The organism is Fundicoccus sp. Sow4_H7 (assembly GCF_052115865.1).
In the GTDB taxonomy this organism is placed as follows: Bacteria; Bacillota; Bacilli; order Lactobacillales; family Aerococcaceae; genus Fundicoccus_A.
In genome coordinates, this window is the sequence record NZ_JBQKME010000003.1 from 198,430 (window position 1) to 215,488 (window position 17,059).

Annotated in this window: 18 protein-coding genes; all 18 read left to right on the forward strand. The window is 31.2% G+C overall.

What is annotated here, in order from left to right; translation table 11 throughout:
* The first annotated feature begins 47 nt into the window (after nucleotides 1–47).
* The 18 genes from ACTQ54_RS05015 to ACTQ54_RS05100 all read left to right on the forward strand — a co-directional run bounded on the left by ACTQ54_RS05015 (nucleotide 48) and on the right by ACTQ54_RS05100 (nucleotide 16,966).
* Nucleotides 48–296: a hypothetical protein gene (locus ACTQ54_RS05015; RefSeq protein ID WP_441755063.1), complete on the forward strand. Its 249-nt coding sequence runs from the start codon at nucleotides 48–50 to the stop codon at nucleotides 294–296.
* Nucleotides 286–1,299, forward strand: coding sequence for an ArdC-like ssDNA-binding domain-containing protein (locus ACTQ54_RS05020; protein WP_441755064.1), 1,014 nt, complete (start codon nucleotides 286–288; stop codon nucleotides 1,297–1,299). Before ACTQ54_RS05015 ends, ACTQ54_RS05020 begins: the two co-directional genes overlap by 11 nt.
* 40 nt (nucleotides 1,300–1,339) lie before the next feature.
* Nucleotides 1,340–1,675: a hypothetical protein gene (locus tag ACTQ54_RS05025; protein WP_441755065.1), complete on the forward strand. Its 336-nt coding sequence runs from the start codon at nucleotides 1,340–1,342 to the stop codon at nucleotides 1,673–1,675.
* 4 nt (nucleotides 1,676–1,679) lie between these two features.
* A complete protein-coding gene (locus tag ACTQ54_RS05030) occupies nucleotides 1,680–3,761 on the forward strand; it encodes a VirD4-like conjugal transfer protein, CD1115 family (protein WP_441755066.1) in 2,082 nt (693 codons plus the stop codon).
* Between the two features lie 23 nt (nucleotides 3,762–3,784).
* Complete coding sequence (locus ACTQ54_RS05035) at nucleotides 3,785–5,689, forward strand: pLS20_p028 family conjugation system transmembrane protein (RefSeq protein WP_441755067.1); 1,905 nt, start codon at nucleotides 3,785–3,787, stop codon at nucleotides 5,687–5,689.
* Nucleotides 5,690–5,745: 56 nt separating this feature from the next.
* Nucleotides 5,746–6,108, forward strand: coding sequence for a DUF5592 family protein (locus ACTQ54_RS05040; protein ID WP_441755068.1), 363 nt, complete (start codon nucleotides 5,746–5,748; stop codon nucleotides 6,106–6,108).
* A gap of 57 nt (nucleotides 6,109–6,165) precedes the next feature.
* Complete coding sequence (locus ACTQ54_RS05045) at nucleotides 6,166–6,801, forward strand: hypothetical protein (protein ID WP_441755069.1); 636 nt, start codon at nucleotides 6,166–6,168, stop codon at nucleotides 6,799–6,801.
* A gap of 158 nt (nucleotides 6,802–6,959) precedes the next feature.
* The gene (locus ACTQ54_RS05050) at nucleotides 6,960–8,783 is read left to right on the forward strand and encodes a VirB4 family type IV secretion system protein (protein ID WP_441755070.1); all 1,824 of its coding nucleotides are present in this window, start codon (nucleotides 6,960–6,962) and stop codon (nucleotides 8,781–8,783) included.
* Nucleotides 8,784–8,851: 68 nt separating this feature from the next.
* A complete protein-coding gene (locus ACTQ54_RS05055; RefSeq protein ID WP_441755071.1) occupies nucleotides 8,852–8,998 on the forward strand; it encodes a hypothetical protein in 147 nt (48 codons plus the stop codon).
* Nucleotides 8,982–9,560, forward strand: a complete 579-nt coding sequence (locus ACTQ54_RS05060; protein WP_441755072.1) for a hypothetical protein — start codon at nucleotides 8,982–8,984, stop codon at nucleotides 9,558–9,560. Before ACTQ54_RS05055 ends, ACTQ54_RS05060 begins: the two co-directional genes overlap by 17 nt.
* 11 nt (nucleotides 9,561–9,571) lie before the next feature.
* Nucleotides 9,572–11,479 carry a bifunctional lytic transglycosylase/C40 family peptidase gene (locus ACTQ54_RS05065; protein ID WP_441755073.1) on the forward strand — a complete coding sequence of 636 codons (1,908 nt, stop codon included), beginning with the start codon at nucleotides 9,572–9,574 and terminating at the stop codon, nucleotides 11,477–11,479.
* A gap of 2 nt (nucleotides 11,480–11,481) precedes the next feature.
* Nucleotides 11,482–12,357, forward strand: a complete 876-nt coding sequence (locus ACTQ54_RS05070) for a hypothetical protein (RefSeq protein WP_441755074.1) — start codon at nucleotides 11,482–11,484, stop codon at nucleotides 12,355–12,357.
* A 303-nt stretch (nucleotides 12,358–12,660) separates the two neighbouring features.
* Nucleotides 12,661–12,915 (forward strand): hypothetical protein, encoded by a 255-nt coding sequence (locus ACTQ54_RS05075; RefSeq protein ID WP_441755075.1) that lies wholly within the window; start codon nucleotides 12,661–12,663, stop codon nucleotides 12,913–12,915.
* Nucleotides 12,916–12,935: 20 nt separating this feature from the next.
* Complete coding sequence (locus ACTQ54_RS05080) at nucleotides 12,936–13,238, forward strand: hypothetical protein (protein ID WP_441755076.1); 303 nt, start codon at nucleotides 12,936–12,938, stop codon at nucleotides 13,236–13,238.
* On the forward strand, nucleotides 13,195–13,662 hold the full coding sequence (locus ACTQ54_RS05085) for a hypothetical protein (RefSeq protein ID WP_441755077.1): 468 nt from the start codon (nucleotides 13,195–13,197) through the stop codon (nucleotides 13,660–13,662). The genes ACTQ54_RS05080 and ACTQ54_RS05085 overlap by 44 nt, the downstream gene beginning before the upstream one ends.
* Complete coding sequence (gene mobP2 / locus ACTQ54_RS05090; protein ID WP_441755078.1) at nucleotides 13,655–14,890, forward strand: MobP2 family relaxase; 1,236 nt, start codon at nucleotides 13,655–13,657, stop codon at nucleotides 14,888–14,890. The genes ACTQ54_RS05085 and mobP2 overlap by 8 nt, the downstream gene beginning before the upstream one ends.
* A gap of 160 nt (nucleotides 14,891–15,050) precedes the next feature.
* Nucleotides 15,051–16,331 (forward strand): AAA family ATPase, encoded by a 1,281-nt coding sequence (locus tag ACTQ54_RS05095; RefSeq protein ID WP_441755079.1) that lies wholly within the window; start codon nucleotides 15,051–15,053, stop codon nucleotides 16,329–16,331.
* Entirely contained in the window at nucleotides 16,331–16,966 is a 636-nt protein-coding gene (locus tag ACTQ54_RS05100; protein ID WP_441755080.1) for an RloB family protein, read from the forward strand. Before ACTQ54_RS05095 ends, ACTQ54_RS05100 begins: the two co-directional genes overlap by 1 nt.
* Nucleotides 16,967–17,059 lie beyond the last annotated feature (93 nt).

Genomic DNA, 17,059 nt, shown 5'->3' on the forward strand with positions numbered 1-17,059 from the left:
ATACCACTTTGCATAAAGCGAGGTGGTATTTTTTGAAAGGAGTAACTATGAAAAGACCAGGATATGTTGAGTATGAAAAACCAAATGTTTTAAAAATAATTTTAGAAAATAGCGACATGCTAGTTAAAGTTAGTGAAACAGACTTCTCAAATAACTTATTAAATAACATTATAAATTATGAACGAATTATTTTTATAGATAGCTCAAACAAGAAAATATATTTTGATGAAAATGCAGACAGCTCGAACATTTCAATTGAATATGAATTAATTGAGGTGAAAACAAATGGCCTATAATAAAAAAACAAAAGAAGAAAAACAAAATGAACTAAAATTAATTACTGAGAAACTTCAAGAAAAAGTTAATGCGTATATTGAAAAACCAGAGAATATCGCTGAATTTGTAACTTTTAGTAGAAAATTTTATCAGTATAGTTTCAATAATAAACTTCTCATTTACGATCAAATGCCTGCTTCTGCCTTTGTAGCAAGTTTCACTGATTGGAAGAATAAAGGTTATGGTGTGAATAAAGGTGAGAAAGGATTAAAAATATTTCAACCTGTTACAAAAAAAGTATTTCAAAGAGCTAATAAAAACTGGTACGCAATTTATGAAGCCACGCCACAAGAAAAAGAGTTGATAAAAGAAAATAAAATAACGATAAAAAATGAGTATGTCGGTTCGAAAATCGGACATGTATTCGATATTAGTCAAACAAACGTACCGATCACAGAATATCCAACAATTATTAAACGATTAGTAATATCTGACTCTGATCGGACTTATGAAAACTTTATTCAAGGTGCAAAGGAATTCGCCAAGAATAATAATGTACCCATTGTTGATAAGAAAGTAGAAGGTATTGCAAATGGTTTTTATACTCCAAATACTCACAGCATTACAATGAGTAATCAACTAGATAGCCAAAATTATTTTTCAACATTGATTCATGAATTAGCTCACAGTCAATTACATCAAAAGGGAAACATATTAACCAGTGAAGAAAAAGAAGTTCAAGCTGAAACAACCGCTTCGATAGTCTTACAATTTTACGGTGTTGAACATACCGAAGGTAGCCTATCGTATATAAAAAGCTACGGCACGACACTTAGTGACGAGAAAAAATATGATTTAATGAAAGATACAATTGAAACTGCAGTAGAGATTACACAAGGGATTGACGATTATTTAATAAATCTTAAAAAAAATAAAGAAATAGAAAAAAAGGACTTCAATAAAATAAATGAACCTAATAATGAAAAAATAACCAAGAAAATCGCGTACCAACCTGAAAGATAACTTCTTGCCACACTGGCAAGAAGTTAAAGGGGGCAAATTAATGAAAGCATATATTGGAAAAGCTTATATAGAAAGTGAACATAATTTTCAAAGATACATTATATACGCTGGTTCCGCCTATATCGCAAAGATGGTCTTGTTTCAAGCGGGTATTATTTCAACTAATTCTTCCGAAAACTTTGAAATATATAGAGAAAGAAACTTTGATGATAGTGAAAATGCATCACATTATGAAATTACAAAACTTCAATGGAAATTAGGTTGGAAATTTTACGGTATGAACCCACCAGACCCAGAAACAAGTATAGAAAAAGATTATAAAAGGTGGTATCAAACAGAGTATTTAACTATTAAAAGTGTAGATAAAAAGAGGTGAAATGATGACAGATAAGAAAAAAAATTTAATGGTCGTGTTTTTGTTAGCTTATATTTCTTCAAACTTTTTAGGTAACTTTTTACAAAACATTTCAAATATTTTAACTGGTGAACTAAGTAATCAATTTTTATGGTTAATAAAACCATCAATTAAATTTATTATCTTCTATCTTTTATTCAGTATCACTTTCGGTTTTATTATTTTAAGGTTTAGAGAATTTTATCAAACTCATTTCGGCGATTTAAGACAAGGTAACAAAGCAAGCTCAAATTGGGCCTCCAAAGAAGAAATAGAAGTATCGTATAAAAAAGTAGATTATGTTCCTAAGAAGGATTTAAGTTTAAGTGTACCAGACTATGAAGGATCTGGCGGTATTTTAATCCACCGAAACAATGATAAAGCGTTCATTGATACATCTGACTCACATGGGTTGATCGTAGCAAGGACGAGAGGTGGGAAATCACAAACAAAAACACTTCCTGATATTGATTTACTTTCAAGAAGTGAAGAAAAGCCACATTTAATAATATCATCAGCTAAGTATGAACTCGTAGAAATGACAAAATTAGAGTTAGAAGTAAGAGGATATGAAGTTCATATATTTAATCTAATTGATCCAACCAAGGGGATTCAATATAACCCTTTAGATCTTATTACTAAAAACTATCAAGATGGAAAGATTGGAAAAGCAGTAGAGCTAACAAAAAGCTTCACGCATAGTCTTTACCATAATCCAAAAAGTAAAGATCCTCTATGGGAAGAAGCTGCAATGTCATTAGTCAATGGTTTGATATTAGCTTTATGTCATGAATCAGTAGGAAAGCATATTGATGTATCAAATCATAAACCAGAATATGTTACTTTACCAAATGTATTGCGATTTCTAGAAGTTTTAACAAAGACTGCCAAAAAGGAAACGCAGTTAATGGATATTTATTTTGAAAATTTAGATATGGATAATCCAGCTAGAATGCAATTTACAACTGTGAAGGCTTCTGAAAAAACAATGAGAAGTTCAATTGTCGCTGTTGCAATTTCAAAATTAAATCTATTTATCTCTCCTGACATTGAGATTCTGTTATCGGCAAATACTCTGCCATTTGATAAATTAGCACAAGAAGAAAAACCACAAGTTATCTTTCTGACTATGCCAGACTATACGAACGCAAATAATATTATCTTTTCCACATGGATTGAACAAGTCTATTATCATCTTTCGATTGTTGCAAGCCAAAGTAACGATAGATTACCAAAACGAATATTCTTTCTGTTAGATGAATTTGGCAATTTACCTAAAATTAAATCCTTAGAGTCTATGATTTCCGTCGGTGCAGGGAGAGGAATGTTATTTAACTTTTATGTACAGGATTTCTTACAATTTAAAATGATTTATGGTCCAGAAGTAGGTAGTTTCGTAGAATCACAAATTATGACAATTCATTATTTATCGTCAACTAGCGAAGAAACGAATAAGAAAATTGCTGATATGTTAGGTAAATATGAAGTGATTGAAAAAAGTAGATCAGGAAAAAAATATAGTTTAAATCAATCAATTTCAGAATCAGTTATTGACCGATACTTGATGAGACCATCCGAACTAAAAAATTTATTAGAGGGAGAAAATGTAGTTATTAGGTCAAAAAGAATAGGTGAGAACGGAGAAGATGTAGTACCTAACCCTATTCGAAATATCGGAGAGAACCGTTTCAAAATGGCCTATGATTATTTAGGAGATTTCTTTTTCAAAACAGATTTTGAGGAACTAAGTATAAAAAATAATATTTTAGATGGCACTATAAAATCAAATTTTAGAACTTTTTTATCGGATATAACTAAAAATAAATTTCGTTCAAATAATAATGTAGGTGAAAAACTAAAACCTCTTCCTCTCAAAGAAAGTCAGTATCATGCACAACTAAGTAAACCAGCTTTCAATGAGACAGAAGAATTCCAGATTATTAAGAAACAAATACTAGGTTCAATGCCAAGTTTAATTGTTGAGTTTAATCAATTAAGTAATGCAAAAGAATTTGAAGAATTTGTAGAAAAACATAACCATTCATTAGAAAGGATAGGTGTTGGCTAATCGAACCAGAATTACAATTACTAATGGATTATAAAGAGTATTTACAGTTAGATAATGTCTTTACTTCACCATTCCGAAGTATTGCTTGGACGATTATAAAAGGTCTGATGGAATTTTTAAATTCAGTCCAGCAAATTGTGTTAGATGTATTTGATTTTTCAGGAATCTTTCAAAATGAATATATGCAACAATTTTTAACAACATACAGTACAGTTGCTTGGGCAATTGGAACATTGGCTTTAGTTCTATGGGGGTTGCGTTATATGTATGACGATAGAGTGAGAATAAAAACACTCTTTGACTCTTTTTTGCTTGGTTTAGGAACACTACTCTTAGGAACACTCATTATCGGAAACTTAACCACGGTAGGCATTCAAATCGCAGAGTCCTTTTTAACAAATGATCAAAACAACAGTTTTGCTTACGAGGTATTAAATAGCAATACGATAGATATGTATCGTGTTTTAAATGATGGAGTTGAACCAAAACAAGCGAAGGCAAACATAAATGAAACTAATATCCACTATATAGATATTAACGAAACCCTCAAAAAAGATGATTTAAACGATAAAGTAGCTCAAAAGGCAATTGAACATAAAGTTCATATGCAGACAGAAGGCTCATTGGCGCTAAAAAAAGTTAACGATTACTTATTTATTGGGATTGAACAAAACTATTCCCGCTATGTCTTTAATGGTTGGGTGATTGTTTTTTTCCTTATAACCTCAATCTTAGCTTATATTTTAACAGCCTTTAAATTTGTACAGTTAATGTTTGAAATTGTGTATAACCAAACGCTCCTTCCACTTTTTGCTTTTAGTGATTTAAATGGCGCTAAAATATTAAAAATGATTTTGAATAATATTAAAAATGCGATTATATCTATGATTATGATATCAATGGTCTTAAAGGCATATTATATCGCACAAGTATTTCTCGTTTCGCTGGATATCGGAGTCTTTACGCAAATTATCATTCAATTTGCATTAGCAATCAGTGTAATTGATGGACCAAAAATAGCTCAAGAAGTGACGGGTAATGACGCTGGTCTTAAATCAACAGGTCTTGCAATGTTCGGGGTTGCAAAAGGAGCAGGAAGTGCAATAACTGGTATGAGTAAAGGTGGTAATACATTAGGAAACATTGGAAAGAGTATCGGCTCTAAAGCTATGGACTTAGGTGTAGGCATGAATAACTTAAAACGTGATAATGACGCAATTAATGCTAGTTCGACTCAAACTAAATCAAGTTCGAATGGTTCTCCAAATGATCGAGATAAAGAAATTCAAAGTGAAATGAGAAATAGTCCTTTAGGTACTCAACATACTATGAGTGGCAATGAGTCACATACTGGCTCAACACCAAATAACACTCAACCTGTTAAATCAGCTGAAAAAGAACCTTTATCAGTACATAAACAACGAGGTTCTAATTCAGTGCCTAACATTCAAAAACCTACTACGCAAGCAAATTCAGGAATGGCTAATAATAGTAACCTTGGTGTAGGCTTAGGCAGTAACAAACAAGATAAAGAATCTTCAATTAAGGATGAAAAACCTCTTAGCAGTCAACAACATTTACAAGCGGATCTCGGTAAATCCTTATCAGGTAAAGATACTGATTTAAGTCAATCAGCTAAACGCTCAATCGGAAGCTCACCAAATGTACCGATAGCGCCGAATGTGGGCCAAGAAGTAGCAAGAGGAAATTTAACTAACCAAATAGTTAATCCGAACCAGATTCCTTCTACAAACATAAATTTCAAAACAGAGAAAAGCACACAACAAGACACAACAACATCACAAGGAAGTCATCCAAACCAAAAAACGAGCGAAAAACAATTAAATACAAACTCTATTAAAGGAATGGAAGAACAACGTAAACATAATGAAATATTAAGTGAAGCGATGGATGAAAGAAATATATAGATACAAATAGTAACTTCTTGCCAAGCTGGCAAGAAGTTTAATGAAAGGAAATGAGAATGAATAATCGAAGATTAATTACCACTTTGTCTCCTGAAGCTAAAATAGGATCTTGGCTATATTTTACTGACTTGTTTGCGATTTTATTAGGGTTGGCCATTTTTATATTAACTCACGAGCTTTTTGGCTATCTTTTTTTAAAAGTTGTATATGGAATAGTAATTGCAATAATTGCTATTTGGTCTGTAATTAGGCCAAGAAACAATCCTTTCAAAAGGAATTATCAAGTAGTAGCATTTGCATTTAAAAGAAATAAAAGTATTTATCATATGGTAAATAAAAAAGAAATATTGTTCTATGAAGATGAAGAGCTCCAACGAGAAGCGCCAATATTTGATACTACACAAAAATATAACATTTAAAGTCTTTGAGTTCCTGATAAAGAGCAAGAAGTCGATTTTAAAGGGGGTGCGCTAGAGTTGAAATTTGACACTCGCAAGAAAGAAAAAGAATTAATTAAGAAGAAATTTATTCCGGAAAAAGAGGGGACAAAAAGAAAAAAACATTTTTCAAAAGTAAAAAAGAATGTAAAAGTAAAAGGGCAAAAAAATTTAACGACATTAGATATCTTGCCATATAAAACAATTGTTGGTGAAGATAACGTATTACAGCTAAATGATGGCTTTATGGATATATTAGAATTGAAAGGATACAACATGGCAGGAATGGATAATGATGATTTATTGCATGTTATTTATCAGTATGAGTCATTAGTTAAAATGTATGTTTATCCATTTAAATTAGTAACTTTATATAGTCCTCTAGACACGAGTTTGCAACAAAAATATTATTTGGATTTAATTAATCAAACGACAAACTTAAAGCATAAAAAACTATTGATGGAATCCTATTATGAAATGAAGTGGTTTCAAGATAATAACTATAATAAAGAATTTTACTTTATGATTTATGCTGATACGTTAGAAGAATTAAGAGAATGCAGAAATGACTTTATGCAGTATAAAGGGGCTCTTTCTGTTAGTCGAATTACCTTAGAGAAGAAAAGAGCAATATTATTTAAGTTTAATAACCCAACTAGCAAAATATTTAATTAACCTTAGTTACAAGAAATTCAGATAAGAGAAATCCAATTTAATAATATCAATAGCTATAATAAAAGGCGGTGGAGAAAATCAACATAAGTTTACTAAAAGAAAAAGGTTATGATGTTGACTTCATATTAGATACTCAGCCAGTAGGAAACATAAGATTTTTGGATAATATGACACAAACAGGTAATGCCTATATGGCTAGCCTGTATTTTTATCGCTATCCATCACAACCAGAAGGCTTATGGCAGGCATTGATACATAATATAGAAAATAGTTTTGTGATTACAGATATTGCCAATCAAGAATCAGGAGAAGTATTACAAAAAGTTCAACGAGCGATAAGAGAACAATACAATCGAATGATAGAAGAAAAAGAAGCATATGACGCTGAAATTGCACAAGAAGAATATGTGGATTTAAATTATCTCGGTAAAGCGTTAAGACGAACCGAAGAAGTAATGAAATATTTCACATTGAGACTCGTTTTATATGCAGATACCAAACAAGAATTAGAAAAGAGAGTTGTTGAAGTCAGAAAATATTTAGAGAAGAATCAATTCGGAGCAACTGTTTTAGTGATGGAACAAGAACATGAGTATCAAGCAATGTTTTTAGACCACTCTTCCCAATCCTATCTTCCAAATAAAAGAGTAGGTAGAGATATTCCAAGTTCTCAAATTGCTTTAACCTTTCCTGCTAATCATGTTTATTTACATGACCGCAGAGGATTGCATTTAGGATATAGTTTAACAAATGGAAATATCTTCTTTGATTGTTTCGAACTCGATGGGGTTTATCGACAACATTATAATGTAATCATCTTAGGTCAAATGGGATCTGGCAAATCAACTTTGATGAAGAAACTATTAGTTAATATGGGGGCAAAAGGAACGCATTTAAGAGGATTTGACAAATCTGGTGAATTTACTAAAGTGATTGACTATCTAGATGGTAAGATCGTCGCTTTAGATGGTAGTAGCGGAACAATTAATATCTTTCAAGTTTTCCCAACGGTCTTAAATAATACAACCAATGAAATTGACGAAATCTCTAGTTTTACGCAACACAAAAGTAAAATAGCGACATGGTATGGAATTATTAAACCATCAGTAACTAACGAAGAATTAGCAATTTTTGAATTAGCTTTAAATAGGCTGTATCAAAACTATTGGAATGATCAAGATGAAGAAAAACCTAATTACACACAGAGACATAATTCAGACTATCCATTGTTAGAAGAGTTCCTTCAAACAGTAGAAACGATGTTAAACGAGCCAAACAACACCGCTACAGTCCGCACTAACTTAGAGATGATACATTTGACGCTTGACAAGTTAGTAAGCGTATACGGTCAGTTATTTAATCAATATACATCATTAGGAGATGTCATTACCGAACAAATTTTATTCTTCAATATTGATAATTTAATGGCTATGGATAATAAAACTGTTATTGATGCTCAATTATTTAATGCCTTAAATTTATTTTGGGCTAGTTTAGTTAACCATGGCAAAGAACAAGTGAGACAATACAATAATCGAGAAGTGAGCTTTGACCAAATAAAGCGGTCAATGCTAGTTATCGATGAATGTCATAATCTAATTAATCAAGACAACCCACGACTTACTAAATTCATCAATACTATGCAGCGTGAAGGGCGGAAACTGTTTATTGGTGTTATGTTAGCAACTCAATCATTATCTAGTTTAGCACCAGAAGTGATACGAAGTGAAGCTTCTGAAATGTTACGAGAAATCTATACGTTTAGTCAATATAGATTTTACTTTCAAATTTCGACTGCAAATATAGAGCATTTGAAACGACTCTCAAATAATGAAGTTACAGCAGGACAAGTAGAACGTATAGCGCGCTATCCGCAAGGACGTTGCTTACTTAGTTTTTCAGGAACAAATATCGAATTTAATGTTGAAGCCAGCAATAGAGAATTAGAATTATTCGGCGGTGGTGGTAAAAGAGCTGATTAATAAAACATTAAGAAAATCTTATCAAACATTGATGGTGTATTTTTTCTATAAAAATATGAGGTGAAAATATGCTAGTAGAAGTAGATAAAAAAGAATTAGAAAAGTTTTTAAACTTTTTGCAAGATAAAGTAGAGGAAATATACAAAGAAGAGACTGAAAATGCTATTAGGTCATTTTTAAGTAATAAGGAGCATAGGAATGCAAGGAAAATTTAAGTACGGAATGTTTATCGCCATTGTATTAGTAGTTGTAATTTCAGCCATTTTTGTTTTTTTCGATAGACAAACAATCGATACGACGATAATAGAACAAATCGTTTTAGAGTCTGAAATTGACGATATGTCTTCCGGATTAGAACTATCAGAGGAAGCCTCTGAAACCGACTCAATTCCACCAGAAGAATTTTACAATGAAATTGATATAACTTATGCATTCGAAGAACAAATAATGTTAGGACAAGATTTAATAACACTTTTCTTTAATCTTGATAAGGATTTAATTGTAGATCCCGCAGACTATGAATTATATACAACACCAGAAGTTGCTGAAGCTTTAGCACAAGCTAAAAGGATCGAACAACAAAATAATAGAGAAACCACAAAAGAAGTAGAAAATATTTCATTTGAAATTAACGTCGTATCACCACTATCTATCACATATACAGTAAATGGAATTATTACAGAAAATGACAAAGTTATTAATGTAACACATATTTATATAATTAAGTTTGACGAAAATAACAGTAAAATAACGACTTTAGAACAATTAAATAGGTAAGAGGGTTAGCTATGAATATTAAAGCTAAAACAGTCTTTAAATGGTTATTTATAAGTGGTGGACTGGCTAGTATATTTATTGTCCTATTCTTGGTTGTTGTTATTGGAATTGGTATATTTACAAGTGAAGATTCTGGGGGCGGGAACTATGGAAATACTTCTCAACCTACCGCAAGTCTCTATGACACTAGCAAGGAAGAAAAGGCAGGTCCAATTGTAACGACAGTTTGGAATGAATCTTGGGTCGATAACTTTTATATTAATTCAGCAGACCCACCTTATGTTACAGGAGAATACATAGATACATTTTTAAGTACATATTATCCTCAATCCAAATTAATTGGATATGGAAATGAAATTAAACGTTATGCTGATTATTACGGTGTAGCTACTGGAGCATTTTTAGGTCAAATAGCTTTAGAGACTACATTTGGTATTTCAAGTTGTGGAGGGGAATTCAACTTTGGTTGTATCCGATGGTACGAAGGAGCAAATTATCCAGGTGTTGATACGAAATATGGAGCATTTCAAGACTACCCTACTGTAGAAACAGGCATTGAATCATATTTTCATTTAGCAAGAACCAATTATATTGATACAGGTCAAGTTCGCTATAAAGATTATCTAGATAAATATTCACCACAAAATGATCCATACGGTTATAACAATCATGACGACTTCAAAAGTTTATTTTGGGGTACCTTGAAAGCATTTGGATATGATATCTCTGATAATGTCCGCAAAAAGAATCACGCTTTACCCACAGAAATAGTTGACGGAAGAATTGAAGGAACGGTGTCTTCAACCTCAATGTCTTCAAATAATACTTCGGTTGGTTCAATTGATTTAAGTAATACACGACTAACACTTCTTGTTTTAAGTTGGCAATCTGCCATTGAAAGTGAAATGCAAAAACAAGGAGTACCTACTGAATATCTTCCAATTCTTTTAGGTATTCTAGCAAATGAATCAGGTGGTGGTGGCGTAAAAGATATTTTCCAATCTTCGGAGTCGAGAGGGTGGGCAATGAATACGATACAAGATGAATACCAATCTATCGAAATTGGAGTAGAACATTTTAAAAATACATTAAATAAAACAAATCAGTATGGCAAAAGTATTTGGGCAGCAGTAGCTGGCTATAACTTCGGTCATGCTTTTTTAGATTATTTAAATCGGACGGATCAAGATTGGTCGATTGAAGTTGCAAAAGAATATTCAGCGACAGTTGTTGCGCCAAGTTTAGGAAATACAACGAGGGAACAAGCTCCCTATGTTAATGATGTTTCTATGAGTTATAACATTCCATACTATTATTGGAATGGTGGGAACTTTCATTACGTCCCGATGCTGATGTGGAATTTAGGATATAGTTTAGATGAAATAAGGGAGATGGCTTTAAGTGGTGCTAGCGGATCAATGACAGCAACCACAACAAACTATCGCATTTTATTTGGAAAATTTAAAAATGGTACTCAATCAAATTTAGCGGGTGGAGATTTAGTTGAAATTGCTAAGACTCAAATAGGACTTCCTTATTCATGGGGTGGCGGTGGAAAAGAAGGACCTACCGTTGGAATTTATGACCCAGCTGTACAAGACGCAACAAATATTGTTGGCTTTGACTGCTCTGGTTTTATGCAATGGATTTATTACACCGCCTACGGAGTAGATATTGGAGATTGGACTGAACCTCAAAAAACATCAGGACAACGAATTTCTTCATCTGATTTACAAGTTGGAGATTTATTATTTTGGGGAGAACCTACGACGTATCATGTCGCAATGTATATTGGTGATAATCAATTAATAGAATCAAGTACACCGGGAAATCCTATCGGTATTCACCCTATGCGTGGTTATGATTTTATCGTTCGTCCCGATATAGAAAAGTTAAAAACGCAACAAGGAGTTGAATAATTGTGACTCAAAATAAACATTCAAAAGTAAGTAAATTAGAATTAATGAGAGAGTCATTGAATCAAAATGTCTCAAGTATGTACAAAGGTTTTGTCATTTCTATATCTGTTATATTTTTACTTTTAATTGGTTTTGGAATTATTTTTAAACCAGTTCAAGTCGTTTCAGAATCAAGATTAAATGAACTCTATGCGACTGGTAACTTAAAGTTTTCGATAATGGATAAGAAATTGAACGAAGAAGAAAACCAGTTAGTCTTAATTTTGAACACTGACTCTAACCAATTTAGCGTTACAGATACTCTTAATATTGAAGTGAGTTCACAGCTAAGAGGAGCTTCATCAAAGGATATGAAGATGAATATTTATAAAGGAAGTGCAGAGTATTTAGAGATTGTTTATCATAATATACCAGAAGAATGGACCGCACTACGTTTATCCATTTCGGAATCCGGTAATGAACCAGTAGTGTTAATGTTTAATCGATTAGCAGTGACTGATAAATATAGTTTGTTAACTGATGATATGGTCTTTAATAATAATCAAGTTGAACTAAGGTCAATACTTTATGAAATCGAAACTCTGCGGAGACAAAGATTAGATGAAAAGGAAATAGAAGCGGAAACCATTTTGATTGAAATTGAAGATTTGAAAACAAATATTCCTGATCTCGAAGTGGAAAAAGAGTATCAAACGGAACAACAAATTAATGAAACCAATCAAAAGATTAGATCGATTGAACAACAAATTATTATGTTGGAAAGCTCGTACACACAAAATAAATTTGAACAAAACGAGTTACTCGCAAGAGAAGAATTATTAAATAAAAAATATGAAGAACTCAAAATTCAATATGAAAATTCAAGAAATGAGAGTTAGAAAAGGTAAATATAGGAATTAATATTAAATTTCGAGGCAGTGTTATTAGTGGTGTAAGGCGGTGTAACAGGCAGCGTAATACACCTAATACGTGATGAATGCAAAAGAATTTAAGATTAAGAAGGCGGTCTATTCAGACTGCTTCACAAACTTTCTGTCCCCATTAGGAAACCTTGCTCTGCAAGGTATATCACTTCAAGTGATATCATTCCCCCTTATGCTCTAACCACAATCTCCCTAAAATACAGGGGGATTGTGAGAATTCGCTGTCGCGAATTATTTTAAAGAAAAAGCAAAAAGGAGTTGAGTCAAATAGGAAATATTTTAGTAAGAAATATAAGTGAGATTAACAAAAGTATGTTAATAGAATTTCAGAAAGAAAGTGAATTTCCCTCTCTTAATTCATACTTACTACATGTCATTGATAGTCATATTGAAAATAAACTAACTGGAAATTTAAAATTAGGAATGATTAAACATGAAAAAAAATTAATAAATGCTGTAAAAGAAAATACTGAAGCAATAACCAAACTATTAAAGCAGCTATATGAAGATTAAAATAATCAAGGTGTGATTGTGTGACTAAAGAAATTAAAATAAGAAATGTTCCTGATTTTGTTTTCATTAAATTAAATGAAATGTATCATAGTTCAACCGAAACTTCATTTAATAAATTTATGGTAGCAGCATTAGAAAATTACGCTTCCCAAAATGAATTTCAAAGTACAATTAAAGAATATACTGACCGACAAAATACATTGATTGAAATAGTTAATAGAAACACACAAGTAATAAATTTGATATTAAGTCATGTTGATGTTGAGAGGGGAATATCGAATGAAAAAAAAGACAATTCCGATGAAACTGGAGACTTGGAATGAATTAGATCAAATCAGATTGGAAAGAGGGTATAACTCATATCGAGAAGCAATAGAGTATCTGGTTGAAAATTTTAAAGAAGTATCAACCGCAAATAATATTTCAAACGTTGTAGGAAATTATGTTGCAAATCAAGTGAAGCAACAATTTGAGGAATACGAAACGGTTATGAATGAGCGTTTCAACATTTTAAGATTAAGAACTGGCTACACAAGTAAGCATACGCAATTAATCTTAGACATGATAAATAATCATATCTTAAAGCATGATTTAGATAATAGTAGTGCTGATGTTCCAGCACTTATTTCAAATGCTCCAACACTTATCTATACACAAGCCTTAGAAAAATATGACGAGCAAATGAAGCACTATCAGATGAACGCCTATAATAAAAAACAAAAGGAGAAAGAAAATTTAGATGAGTAGTCCTGCCATTGTTTTTAAAAATAAATTTTCTCTTCATAATAATGTCATTTTAAATTCAACTGGTGGTACAAATAATTATGGATTTTATGTTGACTACATGGATCGCGAAGATACAAAAATGGAAGAGAAGATAGAGGAATTAAATAAAGTATCGGACTCTATTAAAAATGATACTTACATTCAGTATATGGAGAATCCATTAAAAACAAACAATGTTTTTAATGAAGGAAGTCAGAGTTTATCGAAAGATGAAATTAAAAAAATAAAAGAAAGTTTTGTTGAGTCACAAAAAAACGAATCACCTATGTGGCAACAAGTATTTAGTTTCGATAATAATTTTTTAAAAGAAAATGGTTTGCTTGCTTATGACGGAAAATTATATGAAGAACCTTTAAAAAATGCGACAAAATTATCAATGAAAGAATTCAAGGATCAAATGAATTTTAACGACACGATGGAATGGGTTGGTGCTATTCATTACAACACAGACAATATTCATATACATATTGCAGTGGTGGAGCAAGAATCGAGTAGACCTATTATTGAATCAGGTAAATATGCTGGTCAACGAAAAGCAAAAGTTCCTCAACGAATCATGAAGCAAGTCAAAAGCAAATTTATTAATTCAATGATCGATCGAAACTATGAACTAAATCGTATCAATGATTTAATGAGACTAGAATTAAATCAGCAAATTAAAGAATTAAATTTAGGAAAAGATATTTTAACAATCAAAAAAATAAATACATTAATGAATGAACTTCCTGCAGATCGTCGACTTTGGAAATACAACAATAACGTATTGAAAAAGCAACGACCATGTGTTGACGATATTACAAAAGAAATTATTAATCGGAATGACCCTAACAGTTTTAAAGAATTGGAAATAAGATTAGATGATGAAGAAAGGTTTAGGAAACAAATATATGGAGAAAGCAAAGAAAGTTATAAAGAAAATAAATTATTAGAATTAAATGCCATGATGGGAAATGCGTTATTACGAAATATGAATTCTGCATTCCCTAAAGAGTCTTATAAAAAATCAAATACTTTGCATTATGAATTGAAAGTATTAGGATATCAAAACAAAAATTTACTTTACAATCTTTCTCAATTATTTAACAAAAATAAGCAAGATTATTTAAATGAGATAAACTATAACAGAAACCAAATTGAAAAAGAAAATGAAGATCGCTTCTTACAAAATGACTACGATTATAGAAGATAAATATTTTCATTACGTGCAAAGTAAAAAAATAAATATAGAAGCAATGTTGGTTATCTCGAGGAAAATTCACGTTTTTTGAGGCATTTGATTGAAATAGCAGTTAAAAAATGTTAATCTTGAGGTGCAATCGAGAATAAACCTCGAGAAAGGATGGTTGTGAATGTTAATAGAATTTAAAGTAAGTAACTTCTTATCATTTAGAGATGAGCAAACATTTAGTATGGTAGCTTTACAAAAATATTCAGAGTTAAAAGAAAATATGTTTAAAGTTGACAATGATTTCTCTGTATTAAAAACGGCTAGCCTTTTTGGTGCGAACGGTAGTGGGAAGTCTAATCTTTTTGAAGCAATTCGGTTTATGCGAAGAGCAGTTTTGAGATCTTTTAATGATTCAGACAATAAATTTTCGGACAATTATTTTAAATTAAATCCCAAATACAAAGAAATTGATTCTTCATTTGAGATTTTATTTTTATCAAACGATAAATTAGTAAGATACTCATTTGGAGTAGGAAGAGAAAAATTTAATTCTGAACAATTGTTTATAGACAATGAGTTGATTTTTACTATATTAAAAGGAGAATTGATTTATACAAATGAAACTTATTTTGATGCTGAAGAAACAAAAATAAAATGGAAAATTAAGAATGAAAAAACCTTATTCATAACAATTTTGGCTAAAACAAATACAGAATTTATAGATTTTATTCTGGAATATTTTAGAAAACAATTAAATGTTCTTCAATGCTTAGGTTCTAGATCTGCTAACTACACTAAGCAATTAGTCAACAGTAACAGCCCGCTAATTCCTTTAGTATTAAGAATACTAAAAGAAGCTGATATAAATATTATAGATTTGGACACAAAAGAAAATGAAAAGGAATTTGAAATTAAAAGTCTCAGTGAACAGGATATTCCAGAGGAAATCATCGAACAAATTAAGTTACACGATATGCAGTTACTTACAAAACATAATATTTATGATGATCATGGAAAGGTAGTAGATAGTATTATGTTTGATTCAGATTTAAATGAATCAAGTGGTACGAATGAAATTTTACGTATTGCTGGTCCAATAGCAGATACTTTGGAAAATGGAAGGGTTTTGATTCTTGATGAGATGGATGCTCAATTACATCCATTAATGACTAACTACATAATTGCTTTATTTCACTCTAATATAAATAAAAAAAATGCACAATTAATCATCAGTAGTCATAATCCTGAAATTTTAGACAATGAAATCTTAAGAAGAGATCAAATCTGGTTTGTCGAAAAGGATATTAAAGAGGCTAGTCATCTAACTTCATTAATTAATTATAGAAAAAATGGTGAGATAATTAGGAAAGATGTCAATTTTAAAAAAAATTATTTACAAGGAAAATTTGGCGCAATTCCATTGCTAAAAATTTCAAATAAAATGTATTTAGGTGATGACTAATGCCAGACACAAAAGAATCTCGCTTTTCTCGCATTTCTAGAGATATTGATACTCAAACTGTAGAAGTTACCGAAAGTATATTGATTGTTTGTGAAGGAGAAAAGACGGAACCCAACTATTTTAAGAAATTTCCAGTCTCTAACTTAAAAGTTGAAGTTGATGGACGTGGGAGTAATACGATAGATTTAGTAGAGTACGCTATTTATAAAAAGGATCAACAAGAATATGATTCCGTATGGTGTGTATTTGATAAAGATAGCTTTCCCAATTCCAATTTCAATGAGGCCTGTAGGTTAGCAAAAAACAAGGACATTGAATTAGCATATAGTGTGGAGTCATTTGAACTTTGGTACTTACTACATTTTGAGTATCTTAATACAGGTATTCACAGAAATCAATATGTTGAAAAATTAGACAAAATATTTCAACAAAATTTTAGTATAACTTACACAAAAAACAGTGAAGAAATTTATCGACTGTTATCAAATGAAAAACAACAAAATGCGCTTAAACTAGCTAGAAAATTAGCTGAACAATACAAGGATGAAGATCCACCAGCAACTAGATATCCAGTAACTTATGTATATAGATTAGTTGAAAAATTAAATCAATACCTTCTGATATGCTCCCCCTAAAGTAGACGCTGAAAAAGTAAAACTACTTTTGGGGGAGTTTTTATGCGTTCAAATAGTAAACATACGTGGGAAGAATTGGAAAGATTTATTCGA

Bases quoted from the DNA above. Each gene is read 5' to 3' on its own strand.
- ACTQ54_RS05015 (WP_441755063.1), top strand. From the start codon at position 48: ATGAAAAGACCAGGATATGTTGAGTATGAAAAACCAAATGTTTTAAAA.
- ACTQ54_RS05020 (WP_441755064.1), top strand. From the start codon at position 286: ATGGCCTATAATAAAAAAACAAAAGAAGAAAAACAAAATGAACTAAAA.
- ACTQ54_RS05025 (WP_441755065.1), top strand. From the start codon at position 1,340: ATGAAAGCATATATTGGAAAAGCTTATATAGAAAGTGAACATAATTTT.
- ACTQ54_RS05030 (WP_441755066.1), top strand. From the start codon at position 1,680: ATGACAGATAAGAAAAAAAATTTAATGGTCGTGTTTTTGTTAGCTTAT.
- ACTQ54_RS05035 (WP_441755067.1), top strand. From the start codon at position 3,785: ATGGATTATAAAGAGTATTTACAGTTAGATAATGTCTTTACTTCACCA.
- ACTQ54_RS05040 (WP_441755068.1), top strand. From the start codon at position 5,746: ATGAATAATCGAAGATTAATTACCACTTTGTCTCCTGAAGCTAAAATA.
- ACTQ54_RS05055 (WP_441755071.1), top strand. From the start codon at position 8,852: ATGCTAGTAGAAGTAGATAAAAAAGAATTAGAAAAGTTTTTAAACTTT.
- ACTQ54_RS05060 (WP_441755072.1), top strand. From the start codon at position 8,982: ATGCAAGGAAAATTTAAGTACGGAATGTTTATCGCCATTGTATTAGTA.
- ACTQ54_RS05065 (WP_441755073.1), top strand. From the start codon at position 9,572: ATGAATATTAAAGCTAAAACAGTCTTTAAATGGTTATTTATAAGTGGT.
- ACTQ54_RS05085 (WP_441755077.1), top strand. From the start codon at position 13,195: ATGAAAAAAAAGACAATTCCGATGAAACTGGAGACTTGGAATGAATTA.
- mobP2 (WP_441755078.1), top strand. From the start codon at position 13,655: ATGAGTAGTCCTGCCATTGTTTTTAAAAATAAATTTTCTCTTCATAAT.
- ACTQ54_RS05095 (WP_441755079.1), top strand. From the start codon at position 15,051: ATGTTAATAGAATTTAAAGTAAGTAACTTCTTATCATTTAGAGATGAG.
- ACTQ54_RS05100 (WP_441755080.1), top strand. From the start codon at position 16,331: ATGCCAGACACAAAAGAATCTCGCTTTTCTCGCATTTCTAGAGATATT.